Genomic DNA, 19,952 nt, shown 5'->3' on the forward strand with positions numbered 1-19,952 from the left:
CCCTGGGAGGAACTTGCATGGCGTTGAGTCCGGAAGCGGCCGCCCTGATGGCGGAGTTCGCAAAGTCCGATGGCGTGCCGCTTGAGCAGATGTCGGTCGCCGAGGCGCGCATTCTCAGCGAGAACCTGACCTCGCTCGGCTCGCCCGCCGTTCCTGTCGCAAGCAGCGAAGACATTGCGCTGCCCGTGGACGGGGCGAACATTCTTTTGCGCATTCTTACGCCGCACGGCACGCCCGCCGGCGTGCTCGTCTTCCTGCACGGCGGCGGCTGGGTGATCGGCAGCGTCAATGAGTGGACGGCCATCGGCTCGCATCTGGCGACGGCAGCAAATTGCATCGTCGTCCTGCCGGAATACCGCTTGGCCCCGGAGTACCGCTTCCCGGTCCCGGTCGAAGATTGCTGGGCCGCCGTGCGCTGGGCGGCTGCAAAGTATGACCTGCCATTGCTGGTCGGGGGCGATTCTGCGGGCGGCAATCTGGCGGCCGTCATGGCACTGCGGGCGCGAGATCGCGGTGCACCGAGACTTGCCGGACAGGCGCTGATCTACCCGGTCACCGACTACGAACCGAGCCGCGCTTCCTTCGTGGCAAGCGAGAACCAGCAGATTTTGACGTCAGCGGGGATGCTGTGGTTCTGGCAGCACTACGTCGAAACGCCCGCCGACCGGTCCCATCCCGACGCCTCGCCGTTGCGGGCGGCGACATTTGACGGTCTTGCGCCGACGTACCTTCTCATCGCCGAACATGATGTCCTGAAGGACGAGGGAGCGGAGTTTGGCGACCGGCTCGCGGCCGCGGGAAACATCCTCACACGTGACATGTTCGATGGCGAGACCCATGGCTTCATGACGCTCGGAAATGCGCTGCCGGCGGCGGCGCGTGCGGTGGAGCGAGTCGGCGCATGGGCGCGTCAGGTCTTATCGCGGTCCTCCCTACCCAAAGAACAGGGAATTCCGACTGCCGGATCCGGGGGATAGCGCTAGCCTTTGACGGCCCCCATCGCGAGCCCGGAAACCAGGAATCGCTGGATCAACAATCCGAGAACGAACATCGGAATCATCGCCAGTACGGCTGCCGCAGAGCTGCCGCCCCAATCCACCGACACCGTGCCGACGAAGGCGGACACCCCGATCGGCACGGTCTGCATCTGCGGCCCGGTGAGCACCAGCGCGAACAGGAATTCGTTCCACGAAAAGAAAACGACGAGCACCGCGGTAGCGGCGAGGCCGGGCAAGGTCAGCGGCAGCGCGACACGCCAGAAGGTCAGCCAACGGCTGGCGCCATCGACCACGGCGGCCTCCTCCAGCTCACGCGGCACGTCCTGGAAGAAGGAGCGCATCATCCAGACGACCAGCGGCAGGGTGAAGCCGGTGTGAGTCAGGATCAGCCCGGGCAAAGTATTCTTGAGGCCGGCGAGTTGCAGCAGGATGAACAGCGGCACGACCAGCGACACCGCCGGGACCATGCGCGCCAGCAGGAAGGCCCGGAACCAGCGTTCGGCGCCGTGCACAGGCAGCCGCGTCAGCGCGTAGGCGGCAGGCGTCCCGAAGCCCAGCGCCAGGATCGCGGTGCCGACGGCGACGATCGTCGAGTTAAGAAACTGCCGGGCGAAATTCCCTTTGGCCCAGATGTTGGCGTAGTGCTCGAGCGTCGGAACGAAAGCGAAGTCCGGCGTGGTCGTGAAGATGGCCGTCGCGGGCTTGAACGAGTTGAGCGTTACGGTGCAGATCGGAATCAGAACCCACGCGAGGAAGAACAGCACCATGCCGTAGCTGGCAATCTGCCAGGCGCGCGTGTTGCTGCCGCCGACCGCGCGGGCGCTCACAGCATCCCCCGTCGGCGGAGCAGCCGGATATAGACCGCCGAGATGAGTCCGACCGTCGCCAGCAGGAAGACGCTGAGCGCCATCGCGTAGCCCATCTGCAGGTACGAGAAACCGTTGCGGAACGTGAAGAGGCCGAGCGTATCGGTCGAGACGCCGGGGCCGCCGCGCGTCAGCACGAACACCGTATCGAAGATGCGGTAGGTGTCCATCGAGCGGAAGAGCAGCACGATCAGCACCTGCGGGATGATCGCCGGCAGGATGATCGAGAAGGCGACACGCAGGTACCCTGCCCCGTCGACTGCCGCGGCCTCGAACTGCTCCTCCGATATCCCGAGCATGCCCGCGTGTAGAATGAGGATGGCGAACGGCGTCCATTGCCAGACGTCGACCAGCATCAGCCCGGGCAGTGCCAGCATCGACGAGCCCCATACGTCGATGCCGCCGTGGCCGCCGAGCGCCGTCATCACCTGCGCCACGATGCCGAATTGCGGATCGAGCATGTAGCGCCAGAGCAGCGCCGTGATCACCGGCGTGATCACCATCGGCAGCAGGATGATGGCGTTGGCGAGGCGCCGGCCCTGCGTCATGTGAAAGACGGCGAGCGCGATGATGAAGCCGAGCACCAGCTCGACCGTAACCGCGCCGACCATGAAGATGACGGTGTTGATGAAGGCGTTGTGCAGGCCGTCGTCGGTAATGAGCTTCCAGTAGTTGCCGAGGCCCGTCCATTTCTTGGGGCGGTTCATCTCGAGCAGCTTCCAGTCGTAGAGGCTGAGGACGACCGAATAGGCAAGCGGCAGGAGAATAAGAATGCCGACGAGGACCACGGCGGGCGCCAGCATGGCGTAGCCCAGCAGCGTACCGTCCTCCAAACGGGAAGCGCGGCGGGGCGACATGACTGCCGCTCCGCCGCCGCGAGTGATCGTGGTGTTAGCCACCCAGTTCCTTGTCGAGCATCGCGCGGATCGCCTTCGCGGTGTCCGCCGGCGAGGTCTTGCCCTCGATCGCACCCTGCACGGCGAGTTCGATCTCGTCCTGGACCTTACTCCAGTTGGCGAGGCTCGGCTGGGCGTTGGCGTTCTGCAGCGCACCCTGGAGAGCGGGCAGGAACGGCAGGCTCGCCACGAGATCCTTGTCCTCGTAGAACGCCTTGGTCGCACCGGCTGTTGCCGCCACCTTCGCGACCGCGCCCTGCTGCGCCGCGCTCGTCCAGTACTGCAGGAACGAGTACGCGGCCTTTGGGTTCTTCGACGCGGCGTTGATGCACCAGTTCCAGTAGATCAGCTCGCCCGACGGCTTGTCGGCCGTGACGGCGAGCGGGGCGTAGGCCCACTTGCCCACGGTCTTGGACTTCGCCGGGTCCTCGACCCACGATAGCGACACCGTGGTCGATACAGCCATCGCGGCCTGACCTTGCGCCGCCGCCGTGGCAACCTCATCGAAGTGATAGTTGAGGATGCCCTGCGGGGCGAACTTCGAGGCCTTGACGTAGAAGTCGATCGCCTTCGTGGCCGCATCGACATCGAGCGACGACTTGCCGTCCTTGTCGTACCACCACGTGCCGTACGCGGTGAGCAGCGATCCCAGCACGTCGGCGGTGGCGCCCGTCTTCTTGCCGGGCAGCGTGATGCCGGCGATGCCGTCCTTGCCGTTCAGCTTGGCGGCGTCGGCGAGCACGTCGTCCAGTGTCTTCGGCGCGGCAAGCCCGGCTGCGTCGAACAGATCCTTGCGGTAGGCGACGACAACCGAGGCTACGAAATCCGGCAGGCAGTACTGCTTGCCGCCCGAGGCGCCCTGCGACAGCACCGACGGCAGGTAGTCGTTCTTGGAGAAGCCAGGCGGATTGGCCGAAGCGTCGGCGAGCAGGTCGTCGATCGGCAGCAGCGCGCCGGCCGAGACGTATTCGCCGAACCAGCTTGGATGGACGTACATGATGTCGTAGGTGCCGTTCGACATTTCGAGCACCTGCTTGTCGTGCAGGTTTTCGTACGGGATGGCATCGACCGTGAGCTTGCCGCCGGTCGCCGCGTTCCAGGCATCCGCCGACTTCACCTGTGCTGCCGTCCACGGATCGCCCGCCCAGCGCGACAGGGAAAGCGTGGCACCGTCGAACTTGCCGACCGGATCGGCGGCTTGCGCCGCCACCGGCACGCCGGCAACGAGCACAAGCCCGGCCAGCAGACCAATCGATATGCGACTCATTGGGTTTCTTCTCCCTAGCTTTGAAGCGTTTCTCTCTGAAGTCTTTTCTTCTGGTTCCCCCGAACCGTCAGACCCTCAGGGCGCCGGGGCTTTCGCGCCTTTCGGGAACGATCAGATCTTTCCTTTCAGCAATGCATCGACGCTCGGCACGGCGACCGCATTGCCGCCGTCGCGCGTCGAGGCGTAGCCGGCTTCGATCACCGCGAGACAGGCAAGGCCGTCGCGCAGCGTCGGGCCGAACGGCTTCAGGTCGGCGAGGTAGCGGCTGACGTAGGACGCGACCTCGCGCTTGTAGTGATGCAGGTGCGGCGGCCACGAGCCGTAGTCGTGCGGCTCCTTGGCATCGGGCTCGATATGCGGCGTCGCCCAGCCGCGCGTCAGCGCACTGCCGTGCGCGTCGTAAATCTCGACGCGCGGGAATGGATCGGTGGCGCGCATGATCAGCGTGCCCTTGGTGCCGTAAATTTCGAGGTGATTGCGCATGCCGATGTCGACGGCCATGGACCACGCGGTCGCCGCCTCGCCGAGAGCGCCGCTCTGGAAGCGCAGGATCGCCACGGCGATGTCCTCGATCTTGAAACGCGGCTTGGCGCGATTGGCGGCGAACGCCGCGACGCGCGTGATGTCGCCGGCGACCCAGCGCATCAGGTCGATGGCGTGGGAACCCTCGTCGATCCAGGCGCCGCCACCGTTCAGCGCCGCGTCTTCCATCCATGCCGTCATGTCGGGCGGGCACCCGATTTCCGGGATGCCGGCAAGGCCGATCAGCGCCCGCAGGTTGATGATGTCGCCGAGCACGCCGGTGTCGACGATCGCCTTGGTGCGGCTCGCTTCCTTGGAGAAGCGCGAGACGAACGCCGCCGTGCCATCGATGCCGGCCTTCTCGACCGCGGCCACCATGCGGACGGCGTCGGCGGTCTTTGTCGCGACCGGCTTCTCGCAAAAAACGTGCTTGCCGGCTTCCGCCGCTGCGACGACCTGATCGACGTGGCGGCTATTCTCCGAGTGGACCATGACGACGTCGACCTCCGGGTCGGCGATCAGGTCCTGCCAGCGCTTGTGGAACTTCTGGACGCCGAACCGCTTGGCGGCGCCCTGCCCGCGCTCGGCATTGTCGTCGGAAATCGCCACGACCCGCGCACCCGGAATTTCGCCGAGCGCCTTGGCGCGGAACTCGGCGTGGACGTGCGCCCAACTGATCATGCCGACACGCAACTCGGACTTCGCCATACGCCCTACCCTGCTTTTCTTGTTCTGATTGCTTCGCGCTTGCCGGATTTCACCGATGCCGTCGCCGCCTCGATGACGGCCAGAGCGTTCCAGCCGACGAGGCCTTCCGATGCCGACGATTTGCCGCTGCGGATCGCTTCGATGAAGTGCGTGAGCATGGCGACGTGGCCATCCATCACCGCGCCAGGCATCGGCGAGGGAAACGACCAGCCGGGAGGAACTGCTGACTGGCCGTTTCCGCTCACCACCTGGATCGGCTGCCGGTGAAGGTTGTCGATCAGGATGCGGCCTTCGGTGCCGAAAACCTCGAAGCGGGAATCCATCGCGCCGGCGAGGCTCCATGAGTCCTCGCATTGGCCGATGACGCCGTTTTCGAAGCGCAGCGTCATGACGGCAGTGTCTTCCGCTTTGGTCCTGTCGCCCCAGCGGAACGTGCCGGCGTCGGCATAGACCGAGGCGAATGGCGCGGCGGCGAAGGCGCGGCAGAATTCGACCGAGTGCACCGCCATGTCCATCATCGCGCCGCCGCCGACGCGGGCCGGATCGTAGTGCCAGGCCGAGTGCGGCTCGCCGATTCCCTCGGCGGCCTTGACGCGAAAGACTTTGCCGATAGCGCCGCTGTCAACGACGCGACGCATCTCCTGCACCGCCGGGATGAACGGCACGTTCTCGGCATAAAGCAGGCGGACGTTGTTCTTCGCCGCCGCCTCCAGCATGCGGTCGGCCTCGGCGAGCGACGTTGCCAGCGGCTTGATGCAGATGACGTGCTTGCCGGCCTCGGCAGCGGCGATGGCGATCGGCGCGTGCAGGTGGTTCGGCGCGATGATGTCGACGACATCGACATCCGGCGCGGTCACGGCCTCGATGTAGTCGGTCGACCAGCGCTGGATGCCATGCGCCTCGGCGAGTGCCGACGCACCGGCTTCGCTGCGCGAAACCACCGACACGACCTCGACGCCGGGAATCGAACGGAAGGCCGGCAGGTGCATGGCCTTCGCCCAGAAGCCGCCACCGACGACGCAGACACCGATGCGGTCGTTCAGCATCGGACGATCTCATGCGTGTCGAGCGCCTTCTGCGCGGCGAGCACAAGTTCCAACGCCGCGCGGCCGGCGTGGACGTCAGCGGCCGCGCCGGGATCGACGTCGAGCCCGAGGATGCGATCGACGAAATGCTGCTGCTCACCGCCGTAGCCGTATTTCCATACGAGGTCCGGGTAGCTCCACCCGGCGCCGCCCTTCGCGAAGGCGGCCGAGACCTGCGAGCGCACGAGATCGACGATCATCTCGCCCTTCGAGCCATAGACCTCGAAGGTGAAGTTGCCGTGGCCCGCGGTCCACGTGACGTACTGGTGCGAGATCACGCCGCTCTTGTGCTTGACCGTGACCATCGCGTTGTCGGCGCTGCCGTATTCCTTGGCGCCGTCGAGGACGTAAGGGCCGCCATCGGCGTGCACGTAGTCGACCGGGCCGAACAGCCAGACGAGCAGGTCGGCGAAATGCACCATCGTATCGAGGATGACGCCGCCACCCTGCTTCGGGTCGTAGAACCATTTCGCGGACGGCTCCCAGCCGAAGATGGCGGAGCGCGAAACGATTGGCTTGCCGAGCGAGCCCGCGGCGATGCGCGCCTTCACGTCAGCCAGCGGCGGCGTGAAGCGCAGCATGAAGCCGTACTGGAGGACCGATTTCGGATGCCGCTTCGCCTCCGCCACGACGGTGTCGGCCTCGGCGAGCGTCATCGCGATCGGCTTCTGGCAGAAGACGTGCTTTCCCGCCCGCAGTGCGGCGACAGTCTGCTCGGCGTGGAGCCCGTTCGGCGTGGCGATAATGACGGCGTCGATGTCCGGCGATGCCAGCAGCGCCTCGGGGCTGTCGAATACCTTGAGATCGTTCTCCGTCGCGAATGCCCTGGCTGCCGCGGGCACCGCATCGGTGCACGCCGTCAGCCGACCGCGGGCCACGGTCTTGTAGGCGCTGGCGTGGGTCCGCGCGATGCGGCCCGAGCCGATGACGCCGACGCGAACCCCGTCGCTCACTTGGCGCTCCGGAACGGAAAGGCGACGCGGCGGCCGGTGTTGCTGGATTCGTAGGCGGCGAGCACCATCTCAAGGGCAGCGCGTCCGTCGGCGGCGCTGGGCACCGCCGGACGGTTGTCGCGGACGACGTCCCGGAACTCGATCAGCAGGTTGCGGTAGCAATCCTCGTAACGCTTGCCGCCAACGAAATCGACATAGCGGCGCTCGCGCCACGGATCCTCAATGCCCTGGATCTCGATCTGCGGGCTCTTCTGATAGTGGAACTCGATCTCGCCCTTGGTGCCGTTGACCGTGGCGCGATCGGGGCTGGTCAGCGGTGCGAACCAGCCGCCGGCGTGCCAGGTCGACTCGACCGTGACGATGGCGCCGTCCTTCAGCGTGTAGGTCGCGATGCCGTAGTCGTCGGTCTTCAGTTCCGGATACGTGAGGTTGCCGATCGTCGCCGTCACCGACACGGGGTCGGAGCCGAAGAACCAGCGGAAGAAATCGGTGAAATGAACGCCATGATCGAGGAAGCCGCCGCCGCCGCCTTTGATCGGGTCGATGTACCAGCCCATGTGATCGGCGCCGGGATAGTCCTTGATGAATTCGGCCGGCACGCGGATCGAGTAGGTGCCCGAGACGAGCTTGCCGATCGCGCCCTTCTGCTTCGCCTCGTAGGCCTCGAGGTAAGCCGGGATGAAGCGCAGCAGGTAGGCCATCATGACCTTGACCTTCTGCGAGGCGGCGACGATGCGGTCGGCATCCTTCAGCGTGGTCGAGATTGGCTTGTCGAGGAGAACGTGCTTGCCGTGCTTCGCCGCGAGCTCGACCTGGTCGGCGTGGGCGGAGGTGAACGACGTGATGATGACCGCGTCGATGTCCTTGCGCTTGATCAGCGCCTCGCTGTCGGTCGTCCAGTCGCCCTTCAGGCGTTCCTCGCCGAACTTCTTCGCCAGCCACTCGCGCTCGTCGGAAACCGCGACGAGCTCGAGACCGTCGATGCCCTTCTGCAGCTCATCGGCAAACGGGAACGCGTGATAGTGGTTGTGGAGACCGACGATACCGATACGCAACGCGCTCATAGTCTCAATCCTCACTCAATCTCGCCGACGGGCGGTTGACGCCGTGCTGGGAAACGGCTCGGTCGAGCCGCGGTACAAAATCTCGGTCTCGAGCAGCACCGAACGCGGGGTGACCGACGTCGGGTAGTCGAGCAGCAGCGACACGGCGGCGGTGCCCAGCGCCTGCAGCGGCATGCGCACGGAGGTCAGGGCCGGCATCGTATGGGCGGCGATATCGAGATCGTCGAAGCCGGTGACCGCCAGCGAGTCGGGCACCGTGATCCCGAGTTCCCTGGCTGCCATCAGGACGCCCGCGGCGATGAGGTCGCTGCCGCAAATGACGGCGTCGGGAGATCCGTTTGGACTGGTGAGGAACGAGCGCGCATGCGCAACGGCGATACCGGTGTCGAACTTGATCGACTCCATTGCCGACCACTCGACCACGTCACCCGCTTCCTGGATGGCGCGCTGGAAGCCGGCGGCGCGGAGGGCGCTGGCGGAGACTTCGGTCGGGCCGCCGAGATGCCACAGACGCTTGCGCCCTTGTTCAATCAGATGACGTGTCAGGCGATAGGCGGCGACATCGTGGTCGCTATCCACCCAGCGCAGATTCTGGTCCTCGCTGCGGTGGCCGATGAGCACGGTACGTGCATCGAGTGCGGTGAGCGCCGGGATGAGCCGATCGTCCGGACCGGCCGCCGGCAGGATGACGCCATCGACGCGATGGCGCGTCAGGACGTCGAGCATCTGGTCGATCTTGTCGTGCGAGGGCGTCGTTGCAAGGATGACGGCGTGGCCGCGCTCCGCCGCTGCGTCGCCGATCGCGGCGAGCAGTTGCGGGTAAACCGGATGGATGACGATACGCGCCATCTCGACCGGGAAGACGATGCCGAGCAGCCGGCTGCGGCCGGTGGAGAGTTGCTGGGCGGACACGTTGGCGCGGAAACCGGCGGTCGAGACCAATTCCTCGATGCGCGCGCGCGTCGCCGGGCCGACGCCCGGCTGGCGATTGATGACGCGAGAAACGGTACCGGCCGACACCCCCGCTTGACGCGCAATGTCGTGAATCGTCGTGCGACGATCCGGATCGTCCTTCGCCATCCCCGCGCCCTCCCAGACCTTTGCGCGGTCTAGCCACGCAACCGGTTTACTAAACCGGTTGCGTTCTATATCTGCCTGCTTTTCCCGTCAACTGGCAGCGGCGAAGCGAGGGCACCAATTCGACGGTTACAGCTGGATCGTCTGCTCCTCCGCCGCGGCATCGACCGCGCGAAGTGCGGCCGGGCAGCGAATTCCATCCGCGTCGATCAAGGCTTTCGTCGTGACCAGGTCTTGGTCGCAACAAGCGCCAACGGAAATCGGCGCCGACGCTGGGACGAAGCCCTGGCGCGCAGCGCGCCGTCGGCCGGACGCGCTTTCTGCCGCCCCAGCCAGCTAGACGTTGAGATCTTCTTCGAGAGCGGCCATCTGCTCACCGCCGGCCACAGGATTCAACACCTCCTCGCAGGTTTTCTCGCCGCGACGGAACTCGGCGGCGACCTAGCCCCGAATCAGCGCGGCAAAGTCGTCTCCGACCGCCAACGCGTGACGCACGTTATGGGTGATGGAGACGATCGCGGCGCCTTCAGCGCAAGCCTGGCGCACGAAGCGTGACACGATCGCTGCTTCCTTGACGCCAAGCGCCGAGGTCGGCTCATCAGGAATAAGGACGCGCCAAAGTACATGGCGCGACTGATCGCAAGGACTTGACGCTCGCCGCCGGAAAGCACCCCGATGAGCTGGTTGCCATCGTTGACGCGCGTGATACCGAAGCGCCGGATTTGCTCAAGCGCGATGGCATTGGCCTTCGCCTTGTCGAAGACGCGAAACGCAGAAATCAGCGCACGGCTGGGGTCAGGCCCGTCTGCAGCCGCGACGGAAACGCGATTGAACAGCAAAATCAATCATTTATCGATGGCAGGTGGCGGAGAGGGTGGGATTCGAACCCACGGTACACTTGCATGCACAACGGTTTTCGAGACCGTCCCGATCGACCACTCTGGCACCTCTCCGCGAGTGTCGGCCCTTTCGGGCGCGGCGGACCATACACGAGCGATCCGCTGGTGCAATTGTTTACGACAAACCCAACGAACCTGCCGTTCTGAGCCGTCCGCGTGGATTATTGACGCCTTGCGGCATAGTATAAGAAGACAGATCGACCGGCGTGCGAGGGGTCCGCGCCGGCTGAATTCGTACAACAACGGATCGAAAAGCCTTCCGGCGCGTTGTTGGCGCCGGTGCTTCGACCGGCAGGAGGGACTCCAGTGGCCAATCCCGAGAAAGATTTCCAGGAAGATATCGCGGCGCTGCGCGCCGATATCGCCGCGCTGACCGACACCGTCGGCAAGCTCGCCTCCGAGGCCGTGAAGGCGCAGACCGCCTTCGCCAAGGACGCCAAGAAGGCGGCGAAGGCCGCCGGCCGCCTCGGCGAGGAAGCCTGGGAAGAGGCCCAGCAGCTCGGCGCCGACGGCATGGACGCCGCCGCCGATGCCGCCCAGGCCGGCATCGCGACGCTGGAAGGCCAGATCAAGCAGAACCCGATGAGCTCGGTGCTGATCGCGCTGGGCGTCGGCTTCCTGGTCGGCATTCTCGGCAGCCGATAGCGAGATGATCCTCCGCTGGCTGATCTCCGCGATCGGCTTCGCGGCGCTGAAAGAAGAGATTCGCCGCGCCACCCGCCGCGCGATCCTCGCCACCGTGGCGATCGTGCTGTGGCTGATCGCGCTGGGCTTCCTGCTCGCCGCCTTCACCGTGTGGCTGGCATCGGTCGTCGGGCCGATCATCGCGTGCGCGATCATCGCCGGCGTGTTCATCGTTATCGCGCTGATCATCCAGATCAGCCTCGCCCTCACCAAGCGGAACCGGCAGGCGACCGCACCGCTCGCCGGCATCGCCGCGTCCGGCGCCATGCCGGAGCTCGGCGTCGCCGGTGCGATCGCGGGCGCCGCCCTTGTCGCCTATCTCCTCGGGCGCCAGTTCTTCCGCCGATGAACCACACGCCGCCCCACACGCCCGAGGCACAGACCCACGCCCACGAAGTCCGCGTCGCGGCGACGGCGCTGGTCTCGCCGGCGGTCAGCGTCGCCGTCGTCGGCACCTTCATCATCCTCCTCTGCGGTGCGCTGTTCTATGCGCGCAGCTTCTTCCTGCCGCTGGTGCTGGCGATTCTCCTCACCATGACGTTCGCGCCGCTGGTCCGCGTGCTGTCGCATCGCGGCATTCCATCGGCCGTCTCCGCCGTGATGCTGATCGTGCTGCTCGGCGTCGGCATCGCCTCGGCCTCGACGCTGCTGAGTGGCCCGGTCTCGCAGATGATCACCGAGACGCCGCAGCTTGTCGCCAAGGTGCGCGACCGTTTCGATTTCCTGCGCGAACCGTTTGCGCGGCTTGCCGAGGCAAGCCGCCAGATCCAGGCTCTGACGACCGGCGGCGTGGCCGACCAGCCGGCGCAGCCGGGCGAGCCGCAGCGCGTCGTGGTGCAGCAGGATTCCGGCCTGCTCGGCTGGGTCGCCGGCACCGCCGCCGATTTCGGCACGACCTTCGGCGCCACCATGATCCTGGCGCTGTTCCTGCTCGCGTCGGGCACGACGCTCCGCGCCAAGCTGATCCGCGTGTCGCCGGACCTCAGCGGCAAGAAGCGGGCGCTGCGCGTGCTGCGCGACATCGAGAACGAAGTCTCGCGCTACCTGCTGACCATCACCGCGATCAACGCCGGCTTCGGCGTGTGCGTCGGCCTCGCCATGGCGGCGCTCGGCATGCCCAGTCCGCTGGTCTGGGGCATCGCCGCGGCGCTGCTCAACTTCATCCCGTATCTCGGCGGCTTCGTCGGCAACGTGCTCGCCACCGCGGTCGCGATCTCGACCTTCCCGACGCTGGCCCAGGCGGCGCTTGTGCCGCTCGCTTATCTCGCCATCCAGATTATCGAGAGCAACTTCGTCACGCCGCTCATCGTCGGCCGCCGGCTCGAACTGAACATCGTCGCCATCCTCATCTTCCTGTCGCTGACGACGTGGATGTGGGGCATCGTCGGCGCCATCATCGGCGTGCCGCTGCTCGTCGTGGTCAAGGTGTTCGCCGACAACTTTCCGGCGCTGGCGCCGCTCGCCGAGTTCCTTTCGACCAGCGACGTGCATGCCGTCGAGGAGCCCGACCCCGAGCACACCGCCACGACGGCGCCGGACCCTTAGAGGACACGCCGATGAACTTCTCCAACCTGCTGCACTGGACGCTCGTCTTTCTCGTCGTCGCCGTGCTCGCCGGCCTGCTCGGCTTTACCGGCATCGCCGGCGCCGCGGTCGGTCTCGCCAAGATCCTGTTCTGGGTCGCGATCATCCTGGCGATCCTCGCCTTCATCGCCAACACGATGCGGCGCGCCTGATCCGTATTGAACAGCGCGGGATCGCGATGGCGGCGGCTTCGCGATTGCATTAGTGTGCGCGCCGCGGAGCGCCCTCCGCTTCGCTTAATCGACGGAAAATTCAGGGGAAATGACGATGACCAAGGCGTCACTCGCGGGACCGTGGACGCTCCATGACGCCAAGGGCATTGCCGTCGGCGACTGCCCGATTCCCGGCGACATCCACTCGGCGCTGCTGGCGCTCGGCAAGATCCCAGATCCCCTGATCGGCACCAACGAACTCGACGTCCGCTGGGTCGCCGAGACCGAGTGGGAAATCCGCCGCTCCTTCGACGTCGCCGCCGCCGACCTCGCCGGCAAGTGGCCGGTTCTCGATCTCGATTTCGTCGACACCATCGCCGACGTCACGGTGAACGGCACGCCGGTCGCCAGACTCGAGTCGAGCTTCGTCCGCCACCGCCTCGACCTCAGCAACGTGCTCAAGGCGGGTAACAACGATATCGCCATCCGCTTCCACTCCGCCGTGCTGGAGGCGAAGGCGCGCGCGGCGAAGCAGCCGTTCCCGATCCCCTATAGCGTATCCAACAACATCATCACCGACCTCAACATGCTGCGGAAGGCGCAGTGCCACGGCGGCTGGGACTGGGGTCCGGCAGTCATGGTGCTGGGCGTCTACGCCGATCCCGTCATCCGCTTCTTCGACGACGCGCGCATCGAGCACGTGCTGATCCGGCAGAAGCATCACGACGGCGGCAGGGTAACGGTCATCGCCGACGTCGAACTGGAATCGCGCCGCGACGCGACCGTGCCCGTCACCTTCACCTTCGCTGGCAAGACCGTGAAGGCCGACGTCGCCACGAGTCTCGCCCACGGCGGCAAGGTCGCGCTGTCGATCGACATCGACAAGCCCGACCTCTGGTGGCCGGCGGGGCATGGCGCGCAGCCGCTCTACGACGCCTCGGTCGCGATCCCCGGCGACGCGGTGAAAAAGAAGATCGGCCTGCGCAAGCTCGAGCTGATCAACGAGGCCGACGCCGCCGGCGTGTCGATGACCTTCCGCATCAACGGCATCGACATCTTCGCCAAAGGCGCCAACTGGATTCCGGCCGACGCCCTGCCCTCGCGCATCACGCGCGAACGCATCGAGCTGCTGCTGCGCGAAGCCGCGCTCGCCAACATGAACATGATCCGCGTCTGGGGCGGCGGCTTCTACGAGTTCGACGCCTTCTACGAGATCTGCGACGAATTGGGTCTGCTCGTCTGGCAGGACATGATGTTCTCCTGCTCGCAGTATCCCTCGACGCCGGACTTCCTCAAGGTCGTCGATGAGGAGGTGCGCTATCAGGTGAAGCGGCTCGGCTCGCACGCCTGTGTCGCACTCTGGTGCGGCGACAACGAGGTGATCGGCTCGCTCACCTGGTACGACCTGTCGAAGAACAATCGCGACCTCTACCTGGTCAACTACGACCGCCTCGGCCGCGTCATCGAAACCGCGATCCTCGAGTCGGATCCGGATCGCACCTTCTGGCCGTCGTCGCCGTGCTCCGGCAAGCTCGACTTCAGCGACAACTGGCACAAAGACAATGCCGGCGACATGCACTTCTGGTCGGTCTGGCACGAGAGCCGCGACTTCGAGCACTACTACGACGTCCGCCCGCGCTTCTGCTCCGAGTTCGGCTTCCAGGCGTTCCCGACGCTCAACGTCATGCGCCAGTTCGCCGACAGGAAGGAGTGGAACGTCACCTCGCCGGTGATGGAGTTCCACCAGCGCAGCGGCACCGGCAACAGCAAGATCTTGGAGACGATGACGCGCTACTTCCGCGTCCCGACCAGCTTCGAGAAGTTCGTCTATCTCTCGCAGCTCCAGCAGGGCCTCGCGATCGAGACGGCGGTGCGCTTCTGGCGAAGCCTGAAGCCGCACACGATGGGCACGCTCTACTGGCAGCTCAACGACGTATGGCCGTCAATCTCCTGGTCGAGCGTCGATTCCGCCATCGGCTGGAAGACGCTGCACTATCACGCGCGCCGCTTCTACGCGCCCGTCGCGATCGCGCCGCGTATCGAAAACGGCAAGCTGCTCGTGATCGGCCTGAACGATCTGCACGAGGCGGTGGCGCTCGACGTGCGCGTCCGCCGCATCGACATGGACGGTAAGGTACTGGACGAGACGACGCTGTCGGGCGCCGTGCCGCCGGATCGCTCGACCGAGATCGGCACCGTGGCGGTGCCGGCAGGCAGCGGCTTCTTCTATGTGCTCGAGGCAAAGCGAAAGGGCGCGATGGCCTACGACGACGCGCTCCGCATGACCGTGATGGTGGACAAGTACAAGCGCTACGACCTGCCGGAAGCCAGGGTCGTTCTGGGCGCCGGCGGCAAGCCGGGCGTCTTTACCCTCTCGGCCGACAAGCCGGCTTTCTTCGTCAAACCCGAAGCATCAGCGTTCGGCGGCGCCTTCGACGACGCCAGTTTCACCCTGCTGCCGGGCGAGACCCGCACCGTCGCCTTCCGCTCGTTCGACGGAAGGATGCCGTCGGCGGCCGACGTCGCCGTCAGCCATGTCGCGGAGACGTATCGCTAGGCGGCGCCTCATCCTTGACAGGGAAACCGCCATCCCTGTAAATGCCGCGAAATCGGCGCGGCCCATGCCGCGCCTTTTGATTTTTCTTGAGATTCGGCCGGTTTGCCTCGCTTACAGGGGTTGGACCGTGCGCGGCAGAACCGGACTTTAAGTCATGTACGCAATCATCAAGACCGGCGGCAAGCAGTACAAGGTCGCCGAAGGCGACACGATCCGGCTCCAGCGCCTTGCCGGCGAAAAGGGCGACACCGTCACGTTCGGCGAGCTTCTCGCCGTCGGCGGCGACACGATCACGCTCGGCAGCCCGCTGGTCGCCGATGCTCAGGTCGCGGCCGAGATCGTCGAGCATCGCCGGTCCGCCACGATCCTCGTCTTCAAGAAGCGCCGCCGCCAGAATTCGAAGCGCAGCCGCGGCCATCGCCAGGACCACACGGTCGTGCGGATCACCGAGATCCTGACCGACGGCAAGCAGCCCTCGAAGGAGAAGGTTGCGGCCCCGAAGAAGGTGGCGAAGGCCAAGCCCGTCGCCGCGGAAGGCGAGACGGCAGAGACCAAGCCGAAGGCAGTGCGGAAGCCGCGCGCCAAGAAGTCGGCGAAGTAAGGAGAGACCGCGATGGCTCACAAGAAGGCAGGTGGCTCCTCGCGCAACGGCCGTGATTCGGCCGGTCGGCGCTTGGGCGTGAAGCGTTTCGGCGGCGAGACCGTTCTTGCCGGCAACATCCTCGTTCGTCAGCGCGGCACCAAGTGGCGTACCGGCACGGGCGTCGGTCTCGGCAAGGACCACACGATTTTCGCCACCGTTACCGGCGTCGTGCAGTTCAAGACGAAAGCCAACGGCCGCACCTACATCTCGGTAGCCCCGGCTAACGCCGCAATGGAGGCTGCTGAATAGCGCCGGCAACATATTTCGCCGGTGTCACATCGACCCGGCGACGACAGGCTTAAAGGGGAGATGGGACACCATCTCCCCTTTTTCTTTGCCTGACGGAGGGAACCATGGGCACCGGGGGTCTCACGGAGAGTGCGTACCAAGCGATAGTGACGGAGCGGCTGCATCTCAGGCTCCGCCGGCCGGCCGACGAGCTGGCCATGAACGCGCTCGCCGCCAACCCGGCGATCGCTCCGAGCTTGTGCGCCACCATCGACCGCGGCACCGCGCTGGCAGTCGTCGAAGCTCACACCGGCCGCATTGTCGGCGGCGCCAGCTACGGCGGCACCGGCCTCGGCTCCGGCGTCGAGATCAGCGTCTGGATCGGCGAGCCCGACTGGGGCGATGGCTTCGCCACCGAAGCGGCCCACGCGCTCATCGACCGCGTCTTCTGCGAGAATGCGGCAACCACGATGGTCTGGTGCTCCAACCGCGCCGCCAACGACCGCGCCCGCCGCGTCATCGAGAAGTGCGGCTTCCAGTATCGCGGCACCGGCATGGTGCGTCTGCCCGGCCGCGGCGCCTTCCCGATCGAGCGGTTCGCGCTCGACCGCGGCACCTGGTCGAGCCTCAAGGCGTGGGGCGCGCCCCGCAAGGAAGGACGCCGCCATGTCGCGCAGAGCGAAACCGCGGCGTGAGCCGACGCTGGTAACAGCGCGTCTCACGCTCCGGCCGCTGCGCGACGCGGACCTCGAAGCGATCGTGGCCAACTGCCGCGACTACGACATCGCGAAGATGACGACGCGCATTCCGCATCCCTACTCGGAAGCGGACGGCCGCGCGTTCCTCGCGACGCAACGCCAGCCCGGCTCGATCAACCTTGCGGTCGAGCACACCGGCAAGCTTATCGGCATCTGCAGCCTGTTCGCGATGCCGTATCGTTCCGAGATTGGTTACTGGTTTGCGAAATCGGCGTGGGGCCAAGGATTCGCCACTGAGACCGGCCGTGCGCTCGTGATTTACGCCTTCGACGCGCTCGAATTGCCGGTCATCCACTACCGAGTCTTCATCGACAATCCGGCCTCCCAGCGCGTCGCGCGAAAACTCGGCTTCCGCCGCGTCGGTACCGGCATCTCTCGTTCGCTTGCGCGCGGCGGCGAGGTCGCGCATATCCATGCCGTACTGACCGCCGCCCGCTTCCGGGTCGCGTCACCGGCCCTGTAAACCCATGAAATTCCTCGACGAAGCCAAGATTTACGTCCGCTCGGGCGATGGCGGCAACGGCTCCGTCTCCTTCCGCCGCGAGAAGTTCATCGAGTACGGCGGCCCGAACGGCGGCGACGGCGGCAAGGGCGGCGACGTCTACGCCGAGGCCGTCGCCAACCTCAACACGCTGATCGACTACCGCTACCAGCAGCACTTCAAGGCCAAGGCCGGTCAGCACGGCATGGGCAAGGACAAGGCCGGCGCCGGCGCCGAGGATCTGGTCATCAAGGTGCCGGTCGGCACCGAGATTCTCGACGAGGACGGCGAGACGCTGATCGCCGATCTCGACACCGACGGCAAGCGCGTGCTGCTGGCGCGTGGCGGCAACGGCGGCTTCGGCAACGCGCATTTCAAGTCGTCGACCAACCGCGCCCCGCGCCGCGCCAACCCCGGCCTCGAGGGCGAGGAGCGCTGGCTCTGGCTGCGCCTGAAGCTGATCGCCGACGCCGGCGTCGTCGGCCTGCCCAACGCCGGCAAGTCGACCTTCCTCGCCGCCGTCTCGGCCGCAAAGCCGAAGATCGCCGACTACCCGTTCACGACGCTGACGCCGAACCTCGGCGTCGCGCGCATCGACGGAAGGGAAATCGTCATCGCCGACATCCCTGGCCTGATCGAGGGCGCCCACGAAGGCGCCGGCCTCGGCGACCGTTTCCTCGGCCACGTCGAGCGCACCGGCGTGCTGCTCCACCTCGTCGACATCACGGCGGAAGACCCCGCCGCCGACTACGTCACCATACGCAACGAGCTCGCCGCCTACGGCCATGGCCTCGACGAGAAGCAGGAGATCGTCGCGCTCACCAAGGTCGACGCGATCGACGCCAAGACCGCCAAGTCGGTGCAGACGAAGCTCCGCAAGGCCGCCGGCGTTCGCCCGCTGCTGATGTCCGCCGTCAGCGGCGAAGGCGTCGAAGCGGTGCTGCGCGCCGTGGCGCAAATCGCCGCCGAAGCCAAGGCCGCGCGCGGCGACGTCATCCCCGCCGAGAAGGAAGAGGCCTGGCGGTCGTGACGCGCAAGCCGGAAGACTTCCGCCGCATCGTCATCAAGATCGGCTCGTCGCTGCTTGTCGATCGCGAGACCGGCCGCCTGCGCTCGGCGTGGCTGGAGGCACTGACCAACGACATCGCGCAACTGGCGCGCGGCGGCCGCGAACTGCTGGTGGTTTCCTCCGGCGCCATCGCCCTTGGTCGCGGCGTCCTCGGCCTGCCGCGTGGACCCCTGAAACTCGAGGAAAGCCAGGCCGCCGCCGCCGTCGGCCAGATCGCGCTGGCGCATGCCTACACCGACATGCTGCACAAGGTCGGCCTCACCGCCGGACAGGTGCTGCTCACGCTGGGCGACACCGAAGAGCGCCGGCGCTACCTCAACGCCCGCAACACCATCGGCACGCTTCTCAAGCTGCGCGCCATCCCCGTCATCAACGAGAACGACACCGTCGCGACCAGCGAGATCCGCTACGGCGACAACGACCGCCTCGCCGCGCGTGTCGCCACGATGATGAGCGCCGACCTGCTCGTGCTGCTCTCCGACGTTGCCGGCCTCTACACCGCGCCGCCCGCGCACGATCCGAACGCGACGCTGATCGAAACGGTGGAACGCATTACGCCGGAGATCGAAGCAGTCGCCGGCGGGGCCGCATCGGAATTGTCGCGCGGCGGCATGGAAACCAAGATCGCCGCCGGCAAGATCGCGACGCAGGCGGGCACCACCATGGTTATCGCCTCCGGCATCGCGCCGGGTCCGCTGTCGCGCATCGCCGCCGGCGAGAAGTGCACATGGTTCCTGCCCGACGCCAATCCGGTGACCGCGCGCAAGCGCTGGATCTCCGGCGGCCTCGCCGCCAAGGGCACGATCGTCGTCGACGCCGGCGCCGTGCGCGCCCTGCGCGCCGGCAAAAGCCTCCTCCCCGCCGGCGTGCGCCGCGTCGAGGGCAGCTTCCAGCGCGGCGACGCCGTCGAGATTCGTTCGGAGGCGGGCGAAGAGATCGGCCGCGGCCTCGTCGCCTACGACGCCGACTACGCCGTCAAGATCGCCGGCCGCAACAGCGGCGAGATCGAGACGATCCTCGGCTTCGCCGGCCGCGCCGAGATGATCCATCGCGACGACATGGCGCTCCGCGGCGAGTAGCTACGCCTTCGCCGCCGCCGACTGCGCCTTGCGGCGTTCCAATTGCCGGTTGATGAGATCGTACGAGCGCCGGAGCAGCGTTACCGCGTGCTCGGCATCGCCCGCCTTGCGGATGCGGAAGGTGATCCAGCCACTCTGCGGCAGTATGTGGTGCGGGTCGGCATCGCCCGCCGCGACCAGTTCGTCACGAACGCGCCGGGGAAACGGCACGTCCAGCCACGCGTTGCCGTGCAGATGCCCGATCTCGCGCTTGCCCAGCTTGAAGTCGATGGCGCCGAACTGGCCCGGCGCCTCGCTGATTCCCGGCCAGGCGGCAACGGTGTCGCGGATAGTGCGGGAGGCGGTCATGCCGGAAAGATAGGTAGGCGTTTTCCGGTTGTCA

22 protein-coding genes and 1 tRNA gene are annotated in these 19,952 nt (G+C 66.4%); 13 read left to right on the forward strand and 10 right to left on the reverse strand.

Annotated elements, in window-relative coordinates:
- Window positions 1-17: 17 nt before the first annotated feature.
- Window positions 18-977: an alpha/beta hydrolase gene (locus WDM94_00245; protein MEJ0011057.1), complete on the forward strand. Its 960-nt coding sequence runs from the start codon at window positions 18-20 to the stop codon at window positions 975-977.
- 2 nt (window positions 978-979) lie between these two features.
- Here WDM94_00245 and WDM94_00250 read toward each other — a convergent pair whose 3' ends face one another.
- From WDM94_00250 to WDM94_00285, 8 genes are all read right to left on the reverse strand, one after another.
- Window positions 980-1,825 (reverse strand): carbohydrate ABC transporter permease, encoded by an 846-nt coding sequence (locus WDM94_00250; GenBank protein MEJ0011058.1) that lies wholly within the window; start codon window positions 1,823-1,825, stop codon window positions 980-982.
- Window positions 1,822-2,721 carry a sugar ABC transporter permease gene (locus WDM94_00255; GenBank protein ID MEJ0011059.1) on the reverse strand — a complete coding sequence of 300 codons (900 nt, stop codon included), beginning with the start codon at window positions 2,719-2,721 and terminating at the stop codon, window positions 1,822-1,824. Before WDM94_00255 ends, WDM94_00250 begins: the two co-directional genes overlap by 4 nt.
- Window positions 2,722-2,755: 34 nt before the next feature.
- On the reverse strand, window positions 2,756-4,027 hold the full coding sequence (locus WDM94_00260) for a sugar ABC transporter substrate-binding protein (protein ID MEJ0011060.1): 1,272 nt from the start codon (window positions 4,025-4,027) through the stop codon (window positions 2,756-2,758).
- A gap of 111 nt (window positions 4,028-4,138) precedes the next feature.
- Window positions 4,139-5,257 carry a Gfo/Idh/MocA family oxidoreductase gene (locus WDM94_00265; GenBank protein ID MEJ0011061.1) on the reverse strand — a complete coding sequence of 373 codons (1,119 nt, stop codon included), beginning with the start codon at window positions 5,255-5,257 and terminating at the stop codon, window positions 4,139-4,141.
- Window positions 5,258-5,262: 5 nt separating this feature from the next.
- A complete protein-coding gene (locus WDM94_00270) occupies window positions 5,263-6,303 on the reverse strand; it encodes a Gfo/Idh/MocA family oxidoreductase (GenBank protein ID MEJ0011062.1) in 1,041 nt (346 codons plus the stop codon).
- The gene (locus tag WDM94_00275; GenBank protein ID MEJ0011063.1) at window positions 6,297-7,295 is read right to left on the reverse strand and encodes a Gfo/Idh/MocA family oxidoreductase; all 999 of its coding nucleotides are present in this window, start codon (window positions 7,293-7,295) and stop codon (window positions 6,297-6,299) included. Before WDM94_00275 ends, WDM94_00270 begins: the two co-directional genes overlap by 7 nt.
- Window positions 7,292-8,359 carry a Gfo/Idh/MocA family oxidoreductase gene (locus tag WDM94_00280; GenBank protein ID MEJ0011064.1) on the reverse strand — a complete coding sequence of 356 codons (1,068 nt, stop codon included), beginning with the start codon at window positions 8,357-8,359 and terminating at the stop codon, window positions 7,292-7,294. Before WDM94_00280 ends, WDM94_00275 begins: the two co-directional genes overlap by 4 nt.
- A 15-nt stretch (window positions 8,360-8,374) precedes the next feature.
- A complete protein-coding gene (locus tag WDM94_00285; protein ID MEJ0011065.1) occupies window positions 8,375-9,439 on the reverse strand; it encodes a LacI family DNA-binding transcriptional regulator in 1,065 nt (354 codons plus the stop codon).
- 231 nt (window positions 9,440-9,670) lie between these two features.
- Between WDM94_00285 and WDM94_00290 the strand changes: the two genes are divergently transcribed.
- Window positions 9,671-9,991, forward strand: a complete 321-nt coding sequence (locus WDM94_00290) for a hypothetical protein (protein MEJ0011066.1) — start codon at window positions 9,671-9,673, stop codon at window positions 9,989-9,991.
- A gap of 308 nt (window positions 9,992-10,299) precedes the next feature.
- Here the strand turns inward: WDM94_00290 and WDM94_00295 are convergent.
- A tRNA-Ser gene (locus WDM94_00295) sits at window positions 10,300-10,389 on the reverse strand.
- Window positions 10,390-10,641: 252 nt separating this feature from the next.
- On the opposite strand from WDM94_00295, the gene WDM94_00300 reads away from it, so the two are divergent.
- The 11 genes from WDM94_00300 to proB all read left to right on the forward strand — a co-directional run bounded on the left by WDM94_00300 (window position 10,642) and on the right by proB (window position 19,570).
- Window positions 10,642-10,980, forward strand: coding sequence for a hypothetical protein (locus tag WDM94_00300; protein ID MEJ0011067.1), 339 nt, complete (start codon window positions 10,642-10,644; stop codon window positions 10,978-10,980).
- A gap of 4 nt (window positions 10,981-10,984) precedes the next feature.
- On the forward strand, window positions 10,985-11,368 hold the full coding sequence (locus WDM94_00305) for a hypothetical protein (GenBank protein ID MEJ0011068.1): 384 nt from the start codon (window positions 10,985-10,987) through the stop codon (window positions 11,366-11,368).
- Window positions 11,365-12,564, forward strand: a complete 1,200-nt coding sequence (locus WDM94_00310) for an AI-2E family transporter (protein MEJ0011069.1) — start codon at window positions 11,365-11,367, stop codon at window positions 12,562-12,564. Before WDM94_00305 ends, WDM94_00310 begins: the two co-directional genes overlap by 4 nt.
- A gap of 11 nt (window positions 12,565-12,575) precedes the next feature.
- Entirely contained in the window at window positions 12,576-12,755 is a 180-nt protein-coding gene (locus WDM94_00315; protein ID MEJ0011070.1) for a DUF1328 domain-containing protein, read from the forward strand.
- A gap of 115 nt (window positions 12,756-12,870) precedes the next feature.
- Window positions 12,871-15,312: a glycoside hydrolase family 2 protein gene (locus tag WDM94_00320; protein MEJ0011071.1), complete on the forward strand. Its 2,442-nt coding sequence runs from the start codon at window positions 12,871-12,873 to the stop codon at window positions 15,310-15,312.
- A 154-nt stretch (window positions 15,313-15,466) separates the two neighbouring features.
- Window positions 15,467-15,913 carry a 50S ribosomal protein L21 gene (gene rplU / locus WDM94_00325; GenBank protein MEJ0011072.1) on the forward strand — a complete coding sequence of 149 codons (447 nt, stop codon included), beginning with the start codon at window positions 15,467-15,469 and terminating at the stop codon, window positions 15,911-15,913.
- Between the two features lie 12 nt (window positions 15,914-15,925).
- Window positions 15,926-16,204 carry a 50S ribosomal protein L27 gene (rpmA, locus tag WDM94_00330; protein ID MEJ0011073.1) on the forward strand — a complete coding sequence of 93 codons (279 nt, stop codon included), beginning with the start codon at window positions 15,926-15,928 and terminating at the stop codon, window positions 16,202-16,204.
- A 146-nt stretch (window positions 16,205-16,350) separates the two neighbouring features.
- Entirely contained in the window at window positions 16,351-16,878 is a 528-nt protein-coding gene (locus WDM94_00335; protein ID MEJ0011074.1) for a GNAT family protein, read from the forward strand.
- Window positions 16,850-17,404 carry a GNAT family N-acetyltransferase gene (locus WDM94_00340; GenBank protein ID MEJ0011075.1) on the forward strand — a complete coding sequence of 185 codons (555 nt, stop codon included), beginning with the start codon at window positions 16,850-16,852 and terminating at the stop codon, window positions 17,402-17,404. Before WDM94_00335 ends, WDM94_00340 begins: the two co-directional genes overlap by 29 nt.
- Window positions 17,405-17,408: 4 nt before the next feature.
- Window positions 17,409-18,452 (forward strand): GTPase ObgE, encoded by a 1,044-nt coding sequence (gene obgE / locus WDM94_00345; GenBank protein MEJ0011076.1) that lies wholly within the window; start codon window positions 17,409-17,411, stop codon window positions 18,450-18,452.
- Entirely contained in the window at window positions 18,449-19,570 is a 1,122-nt protein-coding gene (gene proB / locus WDM94_00350; GenBank protein MEJ0011077.1) for a glutamate 5-kinase, read from the forward strand. The genes obgE and proB overlap by 4 nt, the downstream gene beginning before the upstream one ends.
- On the opposite strand, the gene WDM94_00355 is transcribed toward proB, so the two are convergent.
- The gene (locus WDM94_00355; protein MEJ0011078.1) at window positions 19,571-19,918 is read right to left on the reverse strand and encodes a luciferase family protein; all 348 of its coding nucleotides are present in this window, start codon (window positions 19,916-19,918) and stop codon (window positions 19,571-19,573) included.
- Window positions 19,919-19,952: the final 34 nt, after the last annotated feature.

This window comes from Bauldia sp., from assembly GCA_037200845.1.
GTDB lineage: Bacteria > Pseudomonadota > Alphaproteobacteria > Rhizobiales > Kaistiaceae > DASZQY01.

Bases quoted from the DNA above. Each gene is read 5' to 3' on its own strand.
- WDM94_00260 (MEJ0011060.1), bottom strand. From the start codon at position 4,027: ATGAGTCGCATATCGATTGGTCTGCTGGCCGGGCTTGTGCTCGTTGCC.
- WDM94_00265 (MEJ0011061.1), bottom strand. From the start codon at position 5,257: ATGGCGAAGTCCGAGTTGCGTGTCGGCATGATCAGTTGGGCGCACGTC.
- WDM94_00255 (MEJ0011059.1), bottom strand. From the start codon at position 2,721: ATGTCGCCCCGCCGCGCTTCCCGTTTGGAGGACGGTACGCTGCTGGGC.
- WDM94_00320 (MEJ0011071.1), top strand. From the start codon at position 12,871: ATGACCAAGGCGTCACTCGCGGGACCGTGGACGCTCCATGACGCCAAG.
- WDM94_00270 (MEJ0011062.1), bottom strand. From the start codon at position 6,303: ATGCTGAACGACCGCATCGGTGTCTGCGTCGTCGGTGGCGGCTTCTGG.
- WDM94_00340 (MEJ0011075.1), top strand. From the start codon at position 16,850: ATGTCGCGCAGAGCGAAACCGCGGCGTGAGCCGACGCTGGTAACAGCG.
- WDM94_00245 (MEJ0011057.1), top strand. From the start codon at position 18: ATGGCGTTGAGTCCGGAAGCGGCCGCCCTGATGGCGGAGTTCGCAAAG.
- rplU (MEJ0011072.1), top strand. From the start codon at position 15,467: ATGTACGCAATCATCAAGACCGGCGGCAAGCAGTACAAGGTCGCCGAA.
- WDM94_00310 (MEJ0011069.1), top strand. From the start codon at position 11,365: ATGAACCACACGCCGCCCCACACGCCCGAGGCACAGACCCACGCCCAC.
- WDM94_00285 (MEJ0011065.1), bottom strand. From the start codon at position 9,439: ATGGCGAAGGACGATCCGGATCGTCGCACGACGATTCACGACATTGCG.
- rpmA (MEJ0011073.1), top strand. From the start codon at position 15,926: ATGGCTCACAAGAAGGCAGGTGGCTCCTCGCGCAACGGCCGTGATTCG.
- WDM94_00315 (MEJ0011070.1), top strand. From the start codon at position 12,576: ATGAACTTCTCCAACCTGCTGCACTGGACGCTCGTCTTTCTCGTCGTC.
- obgE (MEJ0011076.1), top strand. From the start codon at position 17,409: ATGAAATTCCTCGACGAAGCCAAGATTTACGTCCGCTCGGGCGATGGC.
- WDM94_00280 (MEJ0011064.1), bottom strand. From the start codon at position 8,359: ATGAGCGCGTTGCGTATCGGTATCGTCGGTCTCCACAACCACTATCAC.
- WDM94_00305 (MEJ0011068.1), top strand. From the start codon at position 10,985: ATGATCCTCCGCTGGCTGATCTCCGCGATCGGCTTCGCGGCGCTGAAA.
- WDM94_00355 (MEJ0011078.1), bottom strand. From the start codon at position 19,918: ATGACCGCCTCCCGCACTATCCGCGACACCGTTGCCGCCTGGCCGGGA.